General features: G+C 64.3%; 17 protein-coding genes. 16 read left to right on the top strand and 1 reads right to left on the bottom strand.

All coding sequences use genetic code 11. The annotated features are described in order from the left end of the window. The first annotated feature begins 17 nt into the window (after nt 1-17). From FHR27_RS21340 to FHR27_RS21300, 9 genes are all read left to right on the top strand, one after another. A complete protein-coding gene (locus FHR27_RS21340; protein ID WP_042553432.1) occupies nt 18-503 on the top strand; it encodes a flavin reductase family protein in 486 nt (161 codons plus the stop codon). A 245-nt stretch (nt 504-748) separates the two neighbouring features. Further along, nucleotides 749-2200 carry an NAD-dependent succinate-semialdehyde dehydrogenase gene (locus FHR27_RS21335; RefSeq protein WP_179539489.1) on the top strand — a complete coding sequence of 484 codons (1452 nt, stop codon included), beginning with the start codon at nt 749-751 and terminating at the stop codon, nt 2198-2200. Between the two features lie 176 nt (nt 2201-2376). After that, nucleotides 2377-2775 (top strand): carboxymuconolactone decarboxylase family protein, encoded by a 399-nt coding sequence (locus FHR27_RS21330; RefSeq protein WP_042553434.1) that lies wholly within the window; start codon nt 2377-2379, stop codon nt 2773-2775. A gap of 37 nt (nt 2776-2812) precedes the next feature. Then, entirely contained in the window at nt 2813-3562 is a 750-nt protein-coding gene (locus FHR27_RS21325) for a GntR family transcriptional regulator (RefSeq protein WP_042553435.1), read from the top strand. A 5-nt stretch (nt 3563-3567) separates the two neighbouring features. Further along, nucleotides 3568-4131: an NUDIX hydrolase gene (locus tag FHR27_RS21320; RefSeq protein ID WP_042553436.1), complete on the top strand. Its 564-nt coding sequence runs from the start codon at nt 3568-3570 to the stop codon at nt 4129-4131. Between the two features lie 130 nt (nt 4132-4261). Further along, nucleotides 4262-4975 (top strand): GntR family transcriptional regulator, encoded by a 714-nt coding sequence (locus FHR27_RS21315; RefSeq protein WP_042553437.1) that lies wholly within the window; start codon nt 4262-4264, stop codon nt 4973-4975. After that, nucleotides 4972-5988 carry an ADP-ribosylglycohydrolase family protein gene (locus FHR27_RS21310; protein WP_264650099.1) on the top strand — a complete coding sequence of 339 codons (1017 nt, stop codon included), beginning with the start codon at nt 4972-4974 and terminating at the stop codon, nt 5986-5988. The genes FHR27_RS21315 and FHR27_RS21310 overlap by 4 nt, the downstream gene beginning before the upstream one ends. 70 nt (nt 5989-6058) lie before the next feature. Further along, nucleotides 6059-7522, top strand: coding sequence for a purine-cytosine permease family protein (locus tag FHR27_RS21305; protein ID WP_179539488.1), 1464 nt, complete (start codon nt 6059-6061; stop codon nt 7520-7522). After that, nucleotides 7512-8444 (top strand): PfkB family carbohydrate kinase, encoded by a 933-nt coding sequence (locus FHR27_RS21300; protein ID WP_179539487.1) that lies wholly within the window; start codon nt 7512-7514, stop codon nt 8442-8444. The genes FHR27_RS21305 and FHR27_RS21300 overlap by 11 nt, the downstream gene beginning before the upstream one ends. Nucleotides 8445-8571: 127 nt before the next feature. Here FHR27_RS21300 and FHR27_RS21295 read toward each other — a convergent pair whose 3' ends face one another. After that, nucleotides 8572-8865, bottom strand: coding sequence for a DUF1330 domain-containing protein (locus FHR27_RS21295; RefSeq protein WP_042553441.1), 294 nt, complete (start codon nt 8863-8865; stop codon nt 8572-8574). Between the two features lie 73 nt (nt 8866-8938). Between FHR27_RS21295 and ribBA the strand changes: the two genes are divergently transcribed. The 7 genes from ribBA to FHR27_RS21260 all read left to right on the top strand — a co-directional run bounded on the left by ribBA (nt 8939) and on the right by FHR27_RS21260 (nt 16725). Beyond that, nucleotides 8939-10045 carry a bifunctional 3,4-dihydroxy-2-butanone-4-phosphate synthase/GTP cyclohydrolase II gene (ribBA, locus tag FHR27_RS21290; protein ID WP_042553442.1) on the top strand — a complete coding sequence of 369 codons (1107 nt, stop codon included), beginning with the start codon at nt 8939-8941 and terminating at the stop codon, nt 10043-10045. A gap of 243 nt (nt 10046-10288) precedes the next feature. Continuing rightward, on the top strand, nt 10289-11314 hold the full coding sequence (locus FHR27_RS21285; RefSeq protein WP_042553443.1) for a polyamine ABC transporter substrate-binding protein: 1026 nt from the start codon (nt 10289-10291) through the stop codon (nt 11312-11314). A 1-nt stretch (nt 11315) separates the two neighbouring features. Continuing rightward, nucleotides 11316-12224 (top strand): ABC transporter permease, encoded by a 909-nt coding sequence (locus FHR27_RS21280; protein ID WP_042553444.1) that lies wholly within the window; start codon nt 11316-11318, stop codon nt 12222-12224. Nucleotides 12225-12229: 5 nt separating this feature from the next. Next, on the top strand, nt 12230-13039 hold the full coding sequence (locus FHR27_RS21275; protein ID WP_042553445.1) for an ABC transporter permease: 810 nt from the start codon (nt 12230-12232) through the stop codon (nt 13037-13039). A gap of 17 nt (nt 13040-13056) precedes the next feature. Then, nucleotides 13057-14205 carry an ABC transporter ATP-binding protein gene (locus tag FHR27_RS21270; RefSeq protein WP_042553446.1) on the top strand — a complete coding sequence of 383 codons (1149 nt, stop codon included), beginning with the start codon at nt 13057-13059 and terminating at the stop codon, nt 14203-14205. Nucleotides 14206-14521: 316 nt separating this feature from the next. Then, nucleotides 14522-15532 carry an ABC transporter substrate-binding protein gene (locus FHR27_RS21265; RefSeq protein ID WP_042553447.1) on the top strand — a complete coding sequence of 337 codons (1011 nt, stop codon included), beginning with the start codon at nt 14522-14524 and terminating at the stop codon, nt 15530-15532. A 149-nt stretch (nt 15533-15681) separates the two neighbouring features. Then, the gene (locus tag FHR27_RS21260) at nt 15682-16725 is read left to right on the top strand and encodes an LLM class flavin-dependent oxidoreductase (protein WP_179539486.1); all 1044 of its coding nucleotides are present in this window, start codon (nt 15682-15684) and stop codon (nt 16723-16725) included. Nucleotides 16726-16815 lie beyond the last annotated feature (90 nt).

Raw genomic sequence — 16815 nt, 5'->3', positions numbered from 1 at the left:
CATCGAGGAAAGTACAAATGATCGAACCCGGACTGTACAAATCCGTCATGGCCGCCTTCCCCTCGGGGGTGACCATCGTTACCACGCTGGGCCCGGATGGCGGCATCGTCGGCATCACCGCCAGCGCCTTCAGCGCGCTGTCGATCGACCCTGCGCTGGTGCTGTTCTGCCCCAACTACGGCTCCGATTCCTACCCGGTGCTGCGCGACAGCAAGCGCTTCGCGATTCACCTGCTCTCTGCCGAGCAACAGGCCGAAGCCTATGCCTTCGCCGGCAAGGGCAAGGACAAGGCCGCAGGCATCGAATGGACCCTCAGCGAGCAAGGCAACCCGCTGCTGAAGAACGCCGCCGCGATCATCGAGTGCGAGCTGTGGCGCGAGTACGACGGCGGTGATCACGCCATCATGGTAGGCGCAGTGAAGAACCTGATTCTGCCTGAGGTCGCTCCGGTGCCGATGATCTATCACCGCGGCAAGCTCGGCGCCCTGCCGGCGTTGGCTTGATCGACGTGACTTCGACGAGAACCTAAATCACCGTTGTAGGGTGGACCGGGGCGCGTAGCCGACGCCTCACCTACGCGGCCCGACCCGTCCACCGCTCTGCAATCGCAATGGTGGACAAAAAAAGCGTTGTCCACCCTACGATCCTGAACAGGCTCTAGGGCCCTCGTCGGTAGCGGTAAGAATTCCTCTTTTTACGGCCGCGTTCACTCACCCTCGAGCGCGGCCTGTTTTATTTCGGAGTCGCCATGACACCTGAAGCGTCGCGTCTGTTTCGTCAGTACGCCTACCTCGATGGCCAGTGGTTGGCCGCCGATGAAGGCGGCACCCAAGCCATCTTCAACCCCGCCAATGGCGAAGAGATCGGCCGGGTACCCGACATGGGCAGCGCCGAAGCTCTGCGAGCCATCGCCGCCGCCAATGCCGCCTGGCCAGCCTGGCGTGCGCGCACCGCCAAGGAACGCAGTGCGGTGCTCAAGCGCTGGCATGCGCTGATGCTGGAAAACGCTGACGCACTGGCCGAGATTCTGACCCTGGAACAGGGCAAGCCACTGGCCGAAGCCAAGGGCGAAATCCTCTACGCGGCCAGCTTCATCGAGTGGTTCGCCGAGGAAGCCAAGCGCATCTATGGCGACACCATTCCCAGCCACAAGCCCGATGCACGCATCGTCGTGACCAAGGAGCCGATTGGCGTGGTCGCAGCCATCACGCCGTGGAACTTCCCGGCGGCGATGATCACCCGCAAGGTCGGCCCGGCGCTGGCCGCTGGCTGCCCCTGCATCGTCAAGCCGGCGCCGGAAACGCCGTTTTCCGCACTGGCGCTGGCGGTGCTCGCCGAGGAAGCGGGCATTCCCCCCGGCATCTTCAACGTGATTACCGGCGACGCGGTGGCCATCGGCAACGAGCTCTGCGCCAGCGCCACGGTGCGCAAGCTGTCGTTCACCGGCTCCACGCCGATCGGCAAGCTGTTGATGCAGCAGTGCGCCAGCACCTTGAAGAAGGTCTCTCTGGAACTGGGCGGCAATGCGCCGTTCATCGTCTTCGACGATGCCGATCTGGAGCGTGCGGTGGACGGCGCGCTGATCGCCAAATTCCGCAATGCCGGGCAGACCTGCGTGTGCGTGAACCGCTTTCTGGTCCAGGACGGCATCCATGACGCCTTCGTCGCCCGCCTGGCCGAGCGCGTAGGCGAACTGAGGGTCGCCGATGGTTTTGCCGAAGGCGCGCAACAGGGCCCGCTGATCAATGAGCGGGCTGTGGATAAAGTCGCTGATCACGTCGCCGATGCCCTGGGCAAAGGCGCCAGGCTGATCTGCGGCGGCGAACGTCACGCACTGGGCCACGGTTTCTATCAGCCCACGGTGCTGGCCGAGGTCACCACCGGCATGAAGGTCGCACGCGAGGAAACCTTCGGCCCACTGGCTGCGGTGTTCCGTTTCCGCGACGAAGCCGAAGCGCTGCACATGGCCAACGATACCGAATTCGGCCTGGCCGCTTATTGCTACACCCGCGACCTCGGCCGCGCCTGGCGCATGAGCGAGGGCTTGGAGTACGGCATGGTCGGCATCAACGAAGGGCTGATTTCCACCGAAGTGGCGCCTTTCGGCGGCATCAAGGCGTCGGGCCTGGGCCGCGAAGGCTCGCACTATGGCATCGACGATTATCTGGAAATCAAATACACCTTGATGGGTGGGCTTTGAGGTTAAGGCGACTGGGTTAAGGCGATAGCAGCCTTTCGTAGTCGGGGGACAATTGGTGGGCTAAAGCCCACCCTACGGCTAGATGCGCGGCTGTAGGGTGGGCTTCAGCCCACCAAACCGAAGGTCCGCTATCGCCTTACAGCGGCCTCACTGCGAATTAAACCGGGAGAGCGACCATGAGCAACGACAAGTACGAGAAGGGCCTGCAGATCCGCACCCAGGTGCTGGGCGAGGATTACGTGAAGCGCTCGGTGGAGAATGCCGACGACTTCAACCGCCCGCTGCAGGAGCTGGTCACCGAATACTGCTGGGGGCATGTGTGGGGTCGTGAAGGCTTATCGATGCAGGAACGCAGCATGATAAACTTGGCCATGATTTCCGCGCTCAACCGCCCGCACGAGCTGAAGTTGCACATTCGCGGCGCCCTGCGCAACGGCCTCAGCCGCGAGCAGATCCGCGAGATTCTGCTGCAGGTCGGCATTTACTGCGGTGTGCCTGCCGCAGTCGACAGCTTCCGCATCGCCCGTGAAGCGTTCGCCGAAGCGGATGCCGAAGCCCAGCAGGCCGAGGCATAGTTTGAGTGATCCCATACCTATAACTCGAGCCCTAACCATGAAACGCCAGCCGATCGACGATAGCTTCAAGGTCAACCGCAACCCCGTGACCCTGCGGGAGATCGTTCTGGACAAGCTGCGCAGCGCCATCATGAACTTCCAGCTGCTACCCGGCGACCGCCTGGTGGAGCGCGATCTGTGCGATCGGTTGGGGGTCAGCCGCACCTCGGTGCGCGAGGCGCTGCGCCATCTCGAGTCGGAAGGCCTGGTAGAATTCGCCGACGCCAAGGGCCCACGCGTGGCGATCATCACCCTGGAAGACGCCTGCGATCTCTACGAGTTGCGCTGCGTGCTGGAAGGCATGATCGTCCAGCTGTTCACCCTGCGCGCCCGCGCCAAGGACATCCGCGCCCTGGAGCGCGCGCTGGAGAACAACCGCCAGACCCTCGAAGAGGGCGAGCTGCCGGACGTCCTGGAGTCGGTTCAGGAGTTCTACAACGTGCTGATGGAAGGCTCGGGCAACGACATCGCCGCCACCCAGCTGCGCCAGTTGCAGGCGCGCATCAGCTACCTGCGGGCCACCTCGGTATCGCAGACCAACCGACGCAGCACCAGCAATCAGGAAATGGAGCGGATGGTCGAGGCGATCAAGAGTGGCGACCCGCTGGCCGCTCACCAGGCGTCGGTCGATCACGTACGTGCCGCGGCCAAGGTCGCCCTGGAGTACCTGGAAGCCAAACAGGAAGGTGCCAAGGCGCGGGACATCGTCGCCCCCATCGGTCTGAAAGACCCGCGTATCGGGAGCTGACCCTCATGCCCAGCCCGCGCTTCTGTCAGCAATGCGGCGGCGCGACGCTGGAACGGCGCCGCCCGGCCGGAGACGACCATTCACGGCTGGTATGCGCCGGCTGCGGGCATATCCATTACGAAAACCCGAAGATAATCACCGGCTGCATCATCGAGCAAGACGGCCGCTATCTACTCTGCCAACGCGCCATCGCGCCGCGCGTCGGCACCTGGACACTGCCCGCAGGGTTCATGGAAAACGGCGAAACCACCGAAGAGGCGGCGCTGCGTGAAGTGCGCGAGGAGGCCGGCGTGGTCGCCGAAATCCTCTGCCCCTACTCGGTGTTCAGCGTGCCCTCGATCAGCGAGGTGTACCTGATCTTCCGCGCCCGACTGCTGCACGATACCGGGTACTTCGGCAGTGAAACCCTGGCCCGCCGCTTCTTCGCCCCCGAGGACATCCCCTGGGAGCAGATCTACTACCCGGCCATCCGCCAGATTCTCGAACGCTACATCGCCGAACGCGAAGCGGGCATCTACGGGATCTACATGGGCAGCGACGACACCGGCAAGGTGCACTTCATCCGCTGAGCCTGGCCGCGCCGCCGCCCGCCATAGCGCCGCAGCCATAGGGGCGATCCCGAACCGCTGTGAACCCACGAGCCTGCCGTCGACCACAAAGCACTTGCAGAGGAGCCCATCTGGCGCTATTAATTTGTACATGATTAGACAGGTTCGATTCGACAAGAAAACCCGCGTGGTTCGCGCCCTGGCCGAACGCATCGAGCAAGGCGTGCTCGGCGCCGGTGAGCGCCTACCCGGCGAACACGAGCTGGCGGCGGCCTTCGATGTCAGCCGCGGTACGCTGCGCGAGGCGCTGTCCGAGCTCAAGCGACGCAATTACATCGGCACCCAGCCGGGGGTCGGCTCCGTGGTCACCTACGACGGCGTGCCTCTGCACCAGGGCGGAGGCTGGGCGCAGGCCCTCGCCGCCGGGGGTGTGCAGATACGGACCGAGCTGCTGGGCATCAGCGGTGTGGAGCTAGAGGAGTTTGCCGAACGCTTCGGCCGCGCCCGCTTCATGCTGATCGAGCGCCGTCGGCGGGCTGCCGATGACAGCCTGGTGTCCCTCGAGCGTGCACTGATTCCGGCCTGCGATGGCCTGGAGAACCTGGCCGAGGAGGGCCTGCTCGACGACTCGCTGACCGCCACGCTGGCCGCCCATGGCTATCGGGCCGGGCAGGGCAAGCAGTGGATCGGTGCCGCGCCGCTCGACGATGAGGCGGCCAGCCAGCTGCAGCGCACGCCGGGCAGCGTATTCCTCAAGGTGGTGAGGGAAACCTTCGATAGCCGCGGGCGTTTCATGGAGCGCGTCGAGAGCTACCTCGACCCCGTCCATTTCCAACTTCATCTCGATTTCGGAGGCGCACCGTGAGCCTTTTTCCCGCGGCGCGAGACCGCGCGCTCGGCGCATTCCATGGGCTGGCACTGGGCGATGCGCTCGGCATGCCGACTCAATCGCTGTCACGCGAGCAGATTCACACGCGCTATGGCCACATCGAAGGCCTGATCGATGCGGACGACGATCAACCCATCGCCCCGAACATGCCGGCTGGCGCTATTACCGACGATACCGAGCAGGCGATTCTGGTCGGCGAGCTGCTGGTCGCAGGCCAAGGCCGCATCGCACCGACTGACCTGGCACAGCGCCTGATCGACTGGGAAGCGGTCATGCGCGCCAAGGGTTCGCAGGATCTGCTCGGCCCTTCGACCAAGCGGGCGATCGAGATGATTCTCGCCGGCGCCAGTCCGGAACAAGCCGGGCGCTTCGGCACCACCAATGGTGCGGCGATGCGCATCACCCCGGTGGGTATCGCCGCCGATGTACGTGACCACGAGCATTTCATGGCTCAGGTGCTGCAGGCCTGCCAGGTGACCCACAACACCGGCCTGGGTATCGCCAGCGCCGCCGCCGTGGCAGCGGTGGTGTCAGCCGGCATCAATGGCGACGACCTGACCAGCGCATTGGCTCTGGGCATCGAAGCCGCGCGCGAAGGCCAGAAGCGCGGTCACTGGGTGGCGGGCGGCAATATCGCTGCACGCATCGAGTGGAGCGCTCGGCTCTGCGACGCAACCAGCCCCGACGCATTGCCCGGTTTGATCTACGAGGTGATCGGCACCTCGGTGGCATCCCAGGAGTCCGTGGTCGCCGCCTTCGCCCTGGCGCGTGCCGTCGCCAATGGGCAACTGACGCCTTATCAGGCCTTGTGCATGGCCGCCAGCCTGGGCGGCGATACCGATACCATCGCCGCCGTCCTTGGCGCCATGCTCGGCGCGACCCATGGCCTGGAGGCCTGGCCGAGCGCGGCGCTGGCTCAAGTCTGTGCGGTGAGCCAAATCGACCTCGCACCGTTGACCGACCAATTGCTTGCCTTGCGAACGACTTGAACCCCATGGGTGGCCGCCCGTGCGGTCACTCAGCCCTGCCAACAACAGCAACTATCGCAGGAGTCATGCCATGCGTGCATCCGAACAGGTGGGCCAGTTGGAAACCCGCGGCATCGAGCCCGTCCCCGAAAATGAATGCAACGGTCATCCGCTGCAGCTGTTCTGGGTCTGGTTCGCGGCCAATATCAGCATCCTCGGCTTGCCACTGGGCGCCACGCTGATCGCCTTCCAGGGGCTGTCGATCTGGCAGGCGCTGATCGTCGCGATTGTCGGTGCCGGTGGCTCCTTCGCCATCGTCGGCCTGCTGTCGATTGCCGGCCGCCGAGGTCGCGCTCCGAGCCTGACGCTGTCGCGGGCGATCTTCGGCATGCGCGGCAATATCGGTCCGACCCTGGTATCGCTTGGCTCGCGTCTGGGCTGGGAAACCGTCAACACCACCACGGCGGCCTTCGTACTGCTGTCGTTGGTGTCGATCATTCAGGGCACGCCGGTGGAGGCCAAGTCCGCGCCGTTCCTCACGCTGCTGTTCATCGGCCTGTTCGTGCTGCTCACCTTGTGCGTGTCCGGTCTCGGCCATGCCACGTTGTTGGTGATTCAGAAATGGGCAACCTGGGTGTTCGGCGCGCTGAACCTGGTGGTTGGCAGCTTTCTGGCCCTGCATATCGACTGGGCCCTGGTGTGGGCGGCGACACCGGCGCCGATGTCCGCCGTGCTGATCGGCGTCGGCACCATGGCCGCGGGTACGGGCATCGGCTGGGCCAATGCTGGCGCCGACATGTCGCGCTACCAGCACAAGAGCGTGCGGGCAGCCGGGCTGGTGGCCTCGGCGGCCTTTGGCGCGGGAATTCCGCTGGTGCTGCTGATCACCCTCGGTGGCCTGATCTCGGTGGGTAATGACCACCTCGCGTCGGCGACCGACCCCATCGTGGCGATTCGCGAGCTGCTGCCGACCTGGATGGCGGTGCCCTACCTGATCACCGCGTTCGGCGGCTTGCTGCTGTCCAACAACCTGTCGGTCTACTCAGCGGGCCTGACCACCCTGACCCTCGGCCTCAAGGTCAAGCGGGTCTACGCCGTGGTGGTGGACATCGTGGTGATCTTCATCGGCTCGATCTATTTCATGTTGATCGCCGAGAGTTTCTACGGCCCGTTCATCACCTTCATCTCCATGCTGGCCGTGCCGATCACCGCCTGGGTGGGTATCTTCCTGGTCGACTTGCGGCACCGCCAGCGCTACGAGGCGGCCGACCTGATGAACGTCAGCCCGAGCAGCGCCTACTGGTACGCCGGCGGCGTGGAATGGCGCGCCCTGGGTGCCTGGGCAGTGGCGATCGTGCTGGGTTTCAGCTTCACCACCGTGAAAATCGGCGCCGACAACGTGCTGTTCCATGGCTGGCTGGCCGACTCCTGGTTTGGCCACAATGGCCTCGGCTGGATCATCACCTTCATCGTCGCTGGCGGCCTCTACGCGCTGCTCGGTGGCTGTCGTGACCGCCGTGCCGCCGTGACTCACGAGGCCAGCCATGGCCGCTAGATTGCTGTACAGCGGCCAGGTCGTCGTCGACCTGGTGATGGCGGTCGACGCCTTGCCGAGCGTCGGCCAGGATGTGCTGGCCAGCAGCGCGGCGTTCGAGGTGGGCGGTGGTTTCAATGTCATGGCGGCGGCCGCACGCAATGGCCTGAGCACCTGCTACCTGGGTCGTCACGGGGTCGGTCGTTTTGGTGACATGGCGCGCCACGCAATGGCAGTGGAAGGTATCGAATGCCGCCTGCCGCCGAGCACGGGCGGCGATACCGGCCTGTGCGTCGCGCTGACCGACGCCAGTGCCGAGCGCTCGTTCATTTCCCATGTCGGGGCCGAGGGCGTATTGCAGGCCCATGACCTCCGTAACGAAACCGCCGCTGCCGAAGACTGGGTGATGGTCAGCGGCTACAGCCTGCTGCATGCCGGCAAGGCCGCTTCCCTGCTGAGCTGGCTGCAGCAAGGCGGTGCTGCCGGCACTCTGGTGTTCGATCCGGGCCCGCTGGCCTGCAACCCGGCTCTACCAGGCGCCGAGCAGTTACTTGATCGGCTGGCAATCTGGAGCAGCAACCGTGAAGAAGCCCTGCAATTTACCGCTGCCGACAGCCTGGAACAGGCTCTGCAGCGACTGACAGCACGCCTGCCGGAAGGAGCACTGGTGATCCTGCGTGACGGCCCGCAGGGCTGCTGGCTGGCCCGCGACGATTGGCGTCAGCAGGTACCGGGCTTTGCCGTGCAAGCGCTGGATACCAATGGCGCTGGTGATGCCCACATCGGCGTATTTCTGGCCAGTCTGGCCGCAGGGTTTTCCGAGCAGGCCGCCGCCGCGCGCGCCAATGCCGCAGCGGCCATTGCGGTGACCCGTCGCGGGCCGGCAACCTGTCCGCCGGCCGTCGAGCTCGATGCCTTTCTGGCAGCGCAGAGCGTGGTCTGATCTGAGTGGGTTGGCCGAGTCCGTCAACGCCTGACGGCTCGGTTGCCTGCCAACAGCCCATGCAAACGGCGCATCCAGCGTCGAGCAGCGAAAGCTGAACCCGGTCGTTCAGCCCTCCGCCATCCATTCAGGGCGCCATGCCCTCGACGATGATCACTTCCGAGCGCGCGGCGCCGGCCCGGTAGCTGCTGGCTTCCTGGTAGGCCTCGGAGCGGTAGCAGGCGACGGCCTGATCGTACGATGGGAATTCGATCACCACGCTACGCTGTGGTGTGGTCCGGCCTTCCTGGGCTTCGGAGCGGCCGCCGCGGGCCAGAAATCTGCCACCGAAGGCGGCGAAGGCCGCCGGGGCGCGTTTGGTGTATTCCACATAGCGCTCGGGGTCGGTGACGTCCACGTGCGCGATCCAGTAACCCTTCATGATTGACCTCCTTTAATTTGATTTCGTATTACGGTATACCATATTTAAAATAACCCAGCCGACGAGATCCGCCATGCCCTTCCATCCCATCCGTGAACTCATCGATGACTTCCGCCAGGGCAAGATGGTGCTGCTGGTCGATGACGAAGACCGCGAGAACGAGGGCGACCTGCTGCTCGCTGCGCAGTTCTGCACGCCTCAGGCGATCAATTTCATGGCCCGTGAAGCCCGCGGGCTGATCTGCCTGACCCTGACCGACGAGCACTGCCAGCGTCTGGGTCTGGAGCAGATGGTACCGAGTAACGGTAGCGTGTTTTCCACCGCCTTCACCGTTTCCATCGAAGCCGCCAGCGGCATCAGTACGGGCATTTCCGCCGCCGACCGTGCGCACACGGTGCTGACTGCCGTTGCGCCTGGCGCGAAGGCCGCCGACCTGGTGCAGCCCGGCCACATCTTCCCGCTGAGAGCCAAGGAAGGCGGCGTACTGACCCGCGCCGGGCACACCGAGGCGGGCTGCGATCTGGCCAGGCTGGCCGGCCTGACCCCGGCGGCGGTGATCGTCGAAGTCATGAACGAGGATGGCAGCATGGCGCGCCGCCCGCAGCTGGAGGCCTTCGCCCACTCCCACGGCATCAGGATCGGCACCATCGCCGACCTCATCCAGCACCGCCTGAGCACCGAGCACACCATTACCCGCATCGGCGAACGCGAGCTGCCCACCGTGCACGGCGAGTTCCGCCTGATCACCTATGAAGACCGTATCGCCGGGGGCGTGCACATGGCCATGGTGATGGGCGATATCCGTCATGACGAGCCGACCCTGGCGCGCGTGCATGCCATCGATCCGCTGCGCGATCTGGTAGGCGCCGAATACACCGGCCCGCGCAGTTGGACGCTATGGGCCGCTCTGGAACGCATCGCCGCCGACGGCAAGGGCGTCGTCGTGGTGCTGGCCAACCACGAGTCGTCCCAGGCGCTGCTCGAGCGCGTCCCGCAACTGACCCAGCCGCAGCGCCCGTTCAATCGCGGGCAGACACGGGTCTATTCGGAGGTCGGCACCGGGGCACAGATTCTGCAGGACCTCGGCGTCGGCAAGCTGCGTCACCTGGGCCCGCCGCTCAAGTACGCGGGTCTTGCCGGCTATGAACTGGAGGTTGTCGAGACCGTGCCCTTCGAGTGAGCGGAGGCCACGGATGACCGGTTGCGCAAGCGGGACAAGAAGTGTGGCAAAGCGCTTGCGGAAAGTTTGGAATACCATAATATGATATCCCTAAGGCCAGCCAGTTTATCGTGTGCCCCGCAAGGGAAAATCACAAAGACAGCACCCGATATCGGCCGCCATTCAGATCCCCTGGATCCACTGCTCCGGTTAAGCGGGCACAACGCTCGCTTGCGAAAAAACACAACAAAGAGGGCAAGCAAGATGGTGTTTATCAAAGGTGTGACCTCGGTGCTCGCCGCGAGCATTCTGAGTGCAGCAGTCGCCACCACGGCCTCTGCCGAAACCGTCAACTTCGTGAGCTGGGGCGGTAGCACCCAGGACGCGCAGAAGGCCGCCTGGGCGGATCCGTTCAGCAAGAGCAGCGGCGTCACGGTGGTGCAGGACGGACCGACCGACTACGGCAAGCTCAAGGCCATGGTCGAGAGCGGCAACGTGCAGTGGGACGTGGTCGACGTGGAAGCCGACTTCGCCCTGCGCGCGGCCGCCGAAGGTCTGCTGGAGCCGCTGGACTTCGGCGTCATCGAGCGTGAGAAGATCGACCCGCGCTTCGTCTCCGATCACGGTGTCGGTTCGTTCTTCTTTTCCTTCGTGCTCGGCTACAACGAGGGCAGCCTCGGCAACAAGAAGCCGGAAGACTGGAGCGCCCTGTTCGACACCGCGACCTACCCCGGCAAACGCGCCCTGTACAAGTGGCCGAGCCCGGGCGTGATCGAACTGGCCCTGCTGGCTGACGGTGTTGCCGCCGACAAGCTGTACCCGCTGGATCTGGATCGCGCCTTCAAGAAACTCGACACCATCAAGAAAGACATCGTCTGGTGGGGCGGCGGCGCACAGTCGCAGCAACTCCTGGCTTCCGGCGAGGCGAGCCTCGGTCAGTTCTGGAACGGCCGTATCTATGCCTTGCAGGAAGAAGGCGCACCGGTAGCGGCAAGCTGGAAGCAGAACCTGGTCATGGCCGACTTCCTGGTCATCCCCAAGGGTGCCAAGAACAAGGACGCGGCCATGAAGTTCCTGGCTCACGCCAGCGGCGCAAAGGGCCAGGCCGACTTCGCCAACCTCACCGCCTACGCGCCGGTCAACGTCGACAGCGTGCAGCGCCTGGACTCGGTGCTGGCACCGAACCTGCCCACCGCGCACGTGAGCGATCAGATCACCCTGGACTACGCCTACTGGGCGAAGAACGGGGCGGACATCGCCACCCGCTGGAACGAATGGCTGGTGAAGTGAAATGACCGCGCTCCGTACCCCTGAGGTCGGTGCAGCAAACCGTCGGCGCGACAGCGCCGACGGTAACGCGGAACGGGCGGCGCGCTGGCGCGGCGCCCCGTACCTGCTGCCGGCCCTGCTGTTCCTCGGGTTGTTCTTCCTGACGCCGCTGATCGGCCTGCTGCTGCGCGGCGTGCTGGAGCCGGAGCCAGGGCTGGGCAACTACGCACAACTGTTCGCCAATTCGGCCTACTCCAAGGTGCTGTTCAACACCTTCGCGGTAGCCGGGCTGGTGACCGTGATCAGCCTGCTGCTGGGGTTCCCCCTGGCCTGGGCGATCACCCTGATGCCGCGCGGCTGGGGCCGCTGGCTGCTGAATATCGTCCTGCTGTCGATGTGGACCAGCCTGCTGGCACGCACCTACTCCTGGCTGGTGCTGTTGCAGTCCTCGGGCGTGGTGAACAAGACGCTGATGGCCATGGGCATCATCGATCAGCCCCTGGAGATGGTGCACAACCTGACCGGTGTGGTGATCGGCATGAGCTACATCATGATTCCGTTCATCGTGCTGCCACTGCAGGCGACCATGAGCGCCATCGACCCGATGGTCTTGCAGGCCGGCTCGATCTGCGGCGCCAGCCCATGGCGCAACTTCTTCAAGGTATTCCTGCCGTTGTGCAGGCCGGGCATTTTCTCGGGTGGTCTGATGGTCTTCGTGATGTCCCTGGGTTACTACGTGACCCCGGCGCTGCTTGGCGGCGCGCAGAACATGATGCTGCCCGAATTCATCATCCAGCAGGTGCAATCGTTCCTTAACTGGGGCATTGCCAGCGCGGCGGCAGCCTTGCTGATCCTCATCACGCTGGTGCTGTTCTACGTCTACTTGAAGCTGCAACCGGAATCGCCGGTGGCTTCCAGCACTGCGAGGTAAACGCCATGCTGCTGTCACCCAATGCCATGGGCCGCGGCCTGCGCTACGGCCTCAATACGGTCACCGCGCTGATCGCCGTGTTCCTGCTGCTACCGATTCTGTTCATCGTGCTGCTGTCGTTCGGCTCCTCGCAGTGGCTGGTGTTTCCGCCACCGGGCTGGACGTTCAAGTGGTACGGGCAGTTCTTCTCCAACGCCCAGTGGATGGACTCGGCGCTGGTCAGCCTCAAGGTGGCCTTGCTGACGACCATCTGCGCGGTCGCCATCGGCATGCCCAGCGCCTTCGCCCTGGTACGTGGCCGCTTCCCTGGCCGTGAGCTGCTGTTCGCGCTGTTCACCCTGCCGATGATCGTGCCACTGGTGATCATCGCCGTGGCGGTCTACGCCTTGTTCCTCAAGCTCGGCTACACCGGCACGCTGTTCGCCTTCGTGGTCAGCCACGTGATCGTCGCGCTGCCGTTTACCATCATCTCGATCATCAACTCGCTGAAGCTGTTCGATCAGTCCATCGAGGATGCCGCGGTGATCTGCGGCGCCACGCGCCTGCAGGCCATCGTCAAGGTGACCTTCCCGGCGATCCGTCCGGGCCTGGTGGCCGGCGGCCTGTTCGCCTTCCTGGTTTCCTGGGACGAAGTGGTGCTCAGCGTGATGATGGCCAGCCCCGGCCTGCAGACGCTGCCGGTGAAGATGTGGACGACGCTGCGCCAGGATCTCACCCCCGTGATCGCCGTCGCCTCGACGCTGCTGATCGGTCTTTCCCTGCTGGTCATGGTCATCGCCGCCATCGTGCGCCGGCGCACCGACGTCAAAGCCTGAGTGCCGAGGAGAATTTCATGAGTGCTGTCATCCAAGAAAACCGGGCACCACAAACGCTGGTCAGCCTGCGCAACCTGAACAAGCATTACGGCGACTTCACCGCTGTGGATAACATTTCCCTGGAGATCCAGGAGGGCGAATTCCTCACCTTTCTCGGCTCCAGCGGCTCGGGCAAGAGCACCACGCTGTCGATGCTGGCCGGCTTCGAAACCCCCAGCTCCGGGGAAATCCTGGTCGAGGGCAAATCCCTGGTCAACGTGCCGCCGCACAAGCGCGATATCGGCATGGTGTTCCAGCGCTACTCGCTGTTTCCGCACCTCGACGTGCGCCAGAACATCGCCTTTCCCCTGGCGATCCGCAAACTGAGTGCCGCCGAGCAGCAGCGCCAGGTCGAGGCCATGCTCAAGCTGGTGCAGCTCGGCGAGTTCGCGCACCGCCGTCCGGCGCAACTTTCCGGCGGCCAGCAACAGCGCGTGGCGATTGCCCGCGCGCTGGTCTACGAACCGCGCATCCTGCTGATGGACGAACCCCTCGGCGCGCTGGACAAGAAGCTGCGTGAAGACCTGCAGGACGAGTTGCGTCACCTGCATCGGCGCCTGGGCATCACCATCGTCTACGTGACCCACGATCAGGAGGAAGCCATGCGCCTGTCACAGCGTATCGCCATCTTCAGCCACGGCAAGATCGTCGGTCTGGGCAGCGGTTATGACCTTTACCAGAACCCGCCAAACGCCTTCGTCGCCTCCTTCCTCGGCAACTCCAACTTCCTGCGGACGAAGGTCAGTGGCCAGGCCGCCGTGCAGTTCGAGCAGCAGAGCCTGTCGATCACCCCGACCGCCAATCTGCAGAACGATCAGGACGTACTGCTGATGCTGCGCCCGGAAAAAGCCCAGGTGCTGCCGCAACAAGTCGCTGCGCAGACGCCCCTGCCAGCGGGCTGGAACGAGATCCCAGTGCAGGTCGCCGAAGTGGTGTTCCTTGGCGAGAGCCTGACCTGCCACGTGGTCACACCCGGCGGCTGCCACCTGACCCTCAAGGCCATGGGCAGCGGCCTGCAACCCCTGCAGCCTGGCGCCCAGGCGCGTGTGCGCTGGGCCGCCAGCGATGCCTGCCTGTACGACAGCTGGAACGAGAGCGACCTGACCAAGGGCGCCGGAGCGCACTGAGTGGTTGTGCGATATGTCTTGGTAAAGCAGTCGGCATAGTCAACGCCAAAACCTGTGGGAGCGGGCGGGGACGCCTAGTCCATGCCCGCTCCCACACTGGATCGCTGAAAGCCTCTCAACCGTTACACCCGCCCAGGCAAGTGGTACCGCTTTTCCCACGCAATACCAGCGTAACGGGCGGATAGCACTGCCGCCGCCCGCTGCAGCGCCTCCGCCATTCTGGAGCGCATTTTGCAATACGCCAGTACGGCGCGTGGCCACGGCAGGTTCGCCGGGTCGGCAGCCAGGGCGTCTTTATCGTTCGGGAGGGATTTCCATGCGTACAGTGCTGGCCATGCTGCTGGGGTTGCAGCTGTTGTCGACCGCTCATGCCGAGCAGAGCATCACCTTCGTCAGTTGGGGTGGCACCACCCAAGCAGCGCAGACCCGCGCCTGGAGCGAACCCTTCACCCAGCAGACCGGCATCCGTGTCGAGCAGGCCGGGCCCACCGACTATGCCGCTTTCAAGGCCATGGTGGAGAGTGGCCAGGTGACCTGGGACGTGGTCGATGTGGAGGCGGATTTCGCCCTGCGGGCCGGCCGGGAAGGGCTGCTCGAACCTCTGGATTTCAAGCAGATCGCCAAGCGCACCATCGACCCGCGCTTCGTCACCATCTACGGCGCCGGCTCGTTCTATTTTTCCTTCATCCTCGGCTACAACACCCAGGCCCTGCGCGAGGCGCCGCAGAGCTGGGCGGCACTGTTCGACACGAGTACCTTTCCGGGCAAACGCGCGCTCTACAAGTGGCCGAGCCCAGGTGTGCTGGAGATAGCCCTGCTCGCCGACGGGGTCGCCGCCGACAAGCTGTACCCGCTGGATCTGGATCGCGCCTTCAGGAAGCTCGACAGCATCAAGGGCGATATCGCCTGGTGGGGCAGTGGTGACGAATCACAGCAGTTGCTCGCCTCCGGGACCGCCAGCCTGGGCATGTTCTGGAACGGCCGGGTCAATGCGCTACACGATCAGGGCGCCCCGGTGGGCATGAGCTGGCAGCAGAATCTGGTGGCCGGTGACTTTCTGGTGATACCCCGGGGTTCGCGCAATGTCGCGGCAGCGCGCACCTTCATCGCCCATGCCACCAGCCCGAAACCCCAGGCCGACTTTTCCTCGCTGACCGGTTATGCGCCGGTCAATCTCGGCGCCTCGGCATTGGTGGACCCCAAGCTGGCGGAGAACCAGCCCGGTGCCCACAAAACCGGGCAGATCACGCTGGATTTCAAATACTGGAGCCTCAACGGCGAGCGCATCGCGCAACGCTGGAGCGCCTGGCAAGCCGCCAACCACTGACGCTTTTCGATAACACTGGTCGCCTGCCCCTCGCCAAAGTATTTTATATTATGGTATACCATGAACCATAAGCCTCGTGATCCTGCACGGCGGCCAGCCCCGAAAGCGCCTCAAACGCACCGGGCTTTATAAAAATCGAGGAAAGCGACATGAAATTCTCTTTGTTCGTCCACATGGAACGCTACGACCAGGAAGTCGGCCACCGCGAGCTCTTCGAGCAACTGACCGAGCTGACCCTGCTGGCCGAAGCTGGTGGTTTCAGCACCGTGTGGGTTGGCGAGCATCACGCCATGGAATACACCATTTCGCCGAGCCCGATGCCGATTCTGGCCTACCTGGCTGCCCGTACCAGCACTATCCGTCTGGGTGCCGGCACCATCATCGCGCCGTTCTGGAACCCGATCCGCGTAGCAGGCGAATGCGCCCTGCTCGACGTGATCAGCAACGGCCGCATGGAAGTCGGTCTGGCCCGCGGTGCCTATCAGTACGAATTCGATCGCATGGCCGGTGGCATGCCCGCCAGTGATGGCGGCAGGTACCTGCGCGAGATGGTGCCGGTGGTCAAGGCACTGTGGAAAGGTGACTACGCCCACGACGGCGAAATCTGGAAATTCCCTACCAGCACCTCGTCGCCCAAGCCGCTGCAGCAACCACTTCCGCCGGTGTGGATCGCCGCACGTGATCCGGACTCGCACAATTTCGCAGTCGCCAATGGCTGCAACGTGATGGTCACGCCATTGATGAAGGGCGACGAGGAAGTGGTCGACCTGAACAACAAGTTCAATGCCGCCCTGGCCAACAACCCGGACGTGCCACGCCCACAGCTGATGGTGTTGCGCCACACCCACGTACACCTGGCAGACGACCCCGAGGGCTGGAAGGTCGGTGCCGCTGCGATCTCGCGCTTCTACCGCACCTTCGATGCCTGGTTCGGCAACAAGATCACCCCGGTCGACGGCCTGCTGGAGCCGAGCCCCGAAGAGAAATTCAAGGAGCGCCCGGAGTTCGAGCTGGAGAACATCCGCAAGAACACCATGATCGGTACGCCCGAGGAAATCATCGCGCGCATTCGTCACTACCAGGAGCTGGGCGTCGACGAATTCAGCTTCTGGGCTGACAACAGCCTGCCCCACGCCGAGAAGAAAAAGTCCCTGGAGCTGTTCATCCAGCACGTGGTGCCAGCCTTCCGCTGAGCCCGCAACCGCTGCCCGGCCATGCCGGGCGGCGGCCTTCGCCCTTGCGGCGAGACGCAAAACCCTATCCGAATAAAGACAAGAAGTAGG

This window comes from Pseudomonas flavescens, assembly GCF_013408425.1.
In the GTDB taxonomy this organism is placed as follows: Bacteria; Pseudomonadota; Gammaproteobacteria; order Pseudomonadales; family Pseudomonadaceae; genus Aquipseudomonas; species Aquipseudomonas fulva_A.
This window is presented reverse-complemented; position numbering and strand designations above follow the sequence as displayed.

What these genes read in the sequence shown, in the direction of transcription:
- FHR27_RS21270 (WP_042553446.1), top strand. Translation starts at nt 13,057, where the DNA reads ATGAGTGCTGTCATCCAAGAAAACCGGGCACCACAAACGCTGGTCAGC.
- FHR27_RS21305 (WP_179539488.1), top strand. Translation starts at nt 6,059, where the DNA reads ATGCGTGCATCCGAACAGGTGGGCCAGTTGGAAACCCGCGGCATCGAG.
- FHR27_RS21315 (WP_042553437.1), top strand. Translation starts at nt 4,262, where the DNA reads ATGATTAGACAGGTTCGATTCGACAAGAAAACCCGCGTGGTTCGCGCC.
- FHR27_RS21295 (WP_042553441.1), bottom strand. Translation starts at nt 8,865, where the DNA reads ATGAAGGGTTACTGGATCGCGCACGTGGACGTCACCGACCCCGAGCGC.
- FHR27_RS21325 (WP_042553435.1), top strand. Translation starts at nt 2,813, where the DNA reads ATGAAACGCCAGCCGATCGACGATAGCTTCAAGGTCAACCGCAACCCC.
- FHR27_RS21300 (WP_179539487.1), top strand. Translation starts at nt 7,512, where the DNA reads ATGGCCGCTAGATTGCTGTACAGCGGCCAGGTCGTCGTCGACCTGGTG.
- FHR27_RS21320 (WP_042553436.1), top strand. Translation starts at nt 3,568, where the DNA reads ATGCCCAGCCCGCGCTTCTGTCAGCAATGCGGCGGCGCGACGCTGGAA.
- FHR27_RS21280 (WP_042553444.1), top strand. Translation starts at nt 11,316, where the DNA reads ATGACCGCGCTCCGTACCCCTGAGGTCGGTGCAGCAAACCGTCGGCGC.
- ribBA (WP_042553442.1), top strand. Translation starts at nt 8,939, where the DNA reads ATGCCCTTCCATCCCATCCGTGAACTCATCGATGACTTCCGCCAGGGC.
- FHR27_RS21285 (WP_042553443.1), top strand. Translation starts at nt 10,289, where the DNA reads ATGGTGTTTATCAAAGGTGTGACCTCGGTGCTCGCCGCGAGCATTCTG.
- FHR27_RS21260 (WP_179539486.1), top strand. Translation starts at nt 15,682, where the DNA reads ATGAAATTCTCTTTGTTCGTCCACATGGAACGCTACGACCAGGAAGTC.
- FHR27_RS21275 (WP_042553445.1), top strand. Translation starts at nt 12,230, where the DNA reads ATGCTGCTGTCACCCAATGCCATGGGCCGCGGCCTGCGCTACGGCCTC.
- FHR27_RS21335 (WP_179539489.1), top strand. Translation starts at nt 749, where the DNA reads ATGACACCTGAAGCGTCGCGTCTGTTTCGTCAGTACGCCTACCTCGAT.
- FHR27_RS21265 (WP_042553447.1), top strand. Translation starts at nt 14,522, where the DNA reads ATGCGTACAGTGCTGGCCATGCTGCTGGGGTTGCAGCTGTTGTCGACC.
- FHR27_RS21340 (WP_042553432.1), top strand. Translation starts at nt 18, where the DNA reads ATGATCGAACCCGGACTGTACAAATCCGTCATGGCCGCCTTCCCCTCG.
- FHR27_RS21330 (WP_042553434.1), top strand. Translation starts at nt 2,377, where the DNA reads ATGAGCAACGACAAGTACGAGAAGGGCCTGCAGATCCGCACCCAGGTG.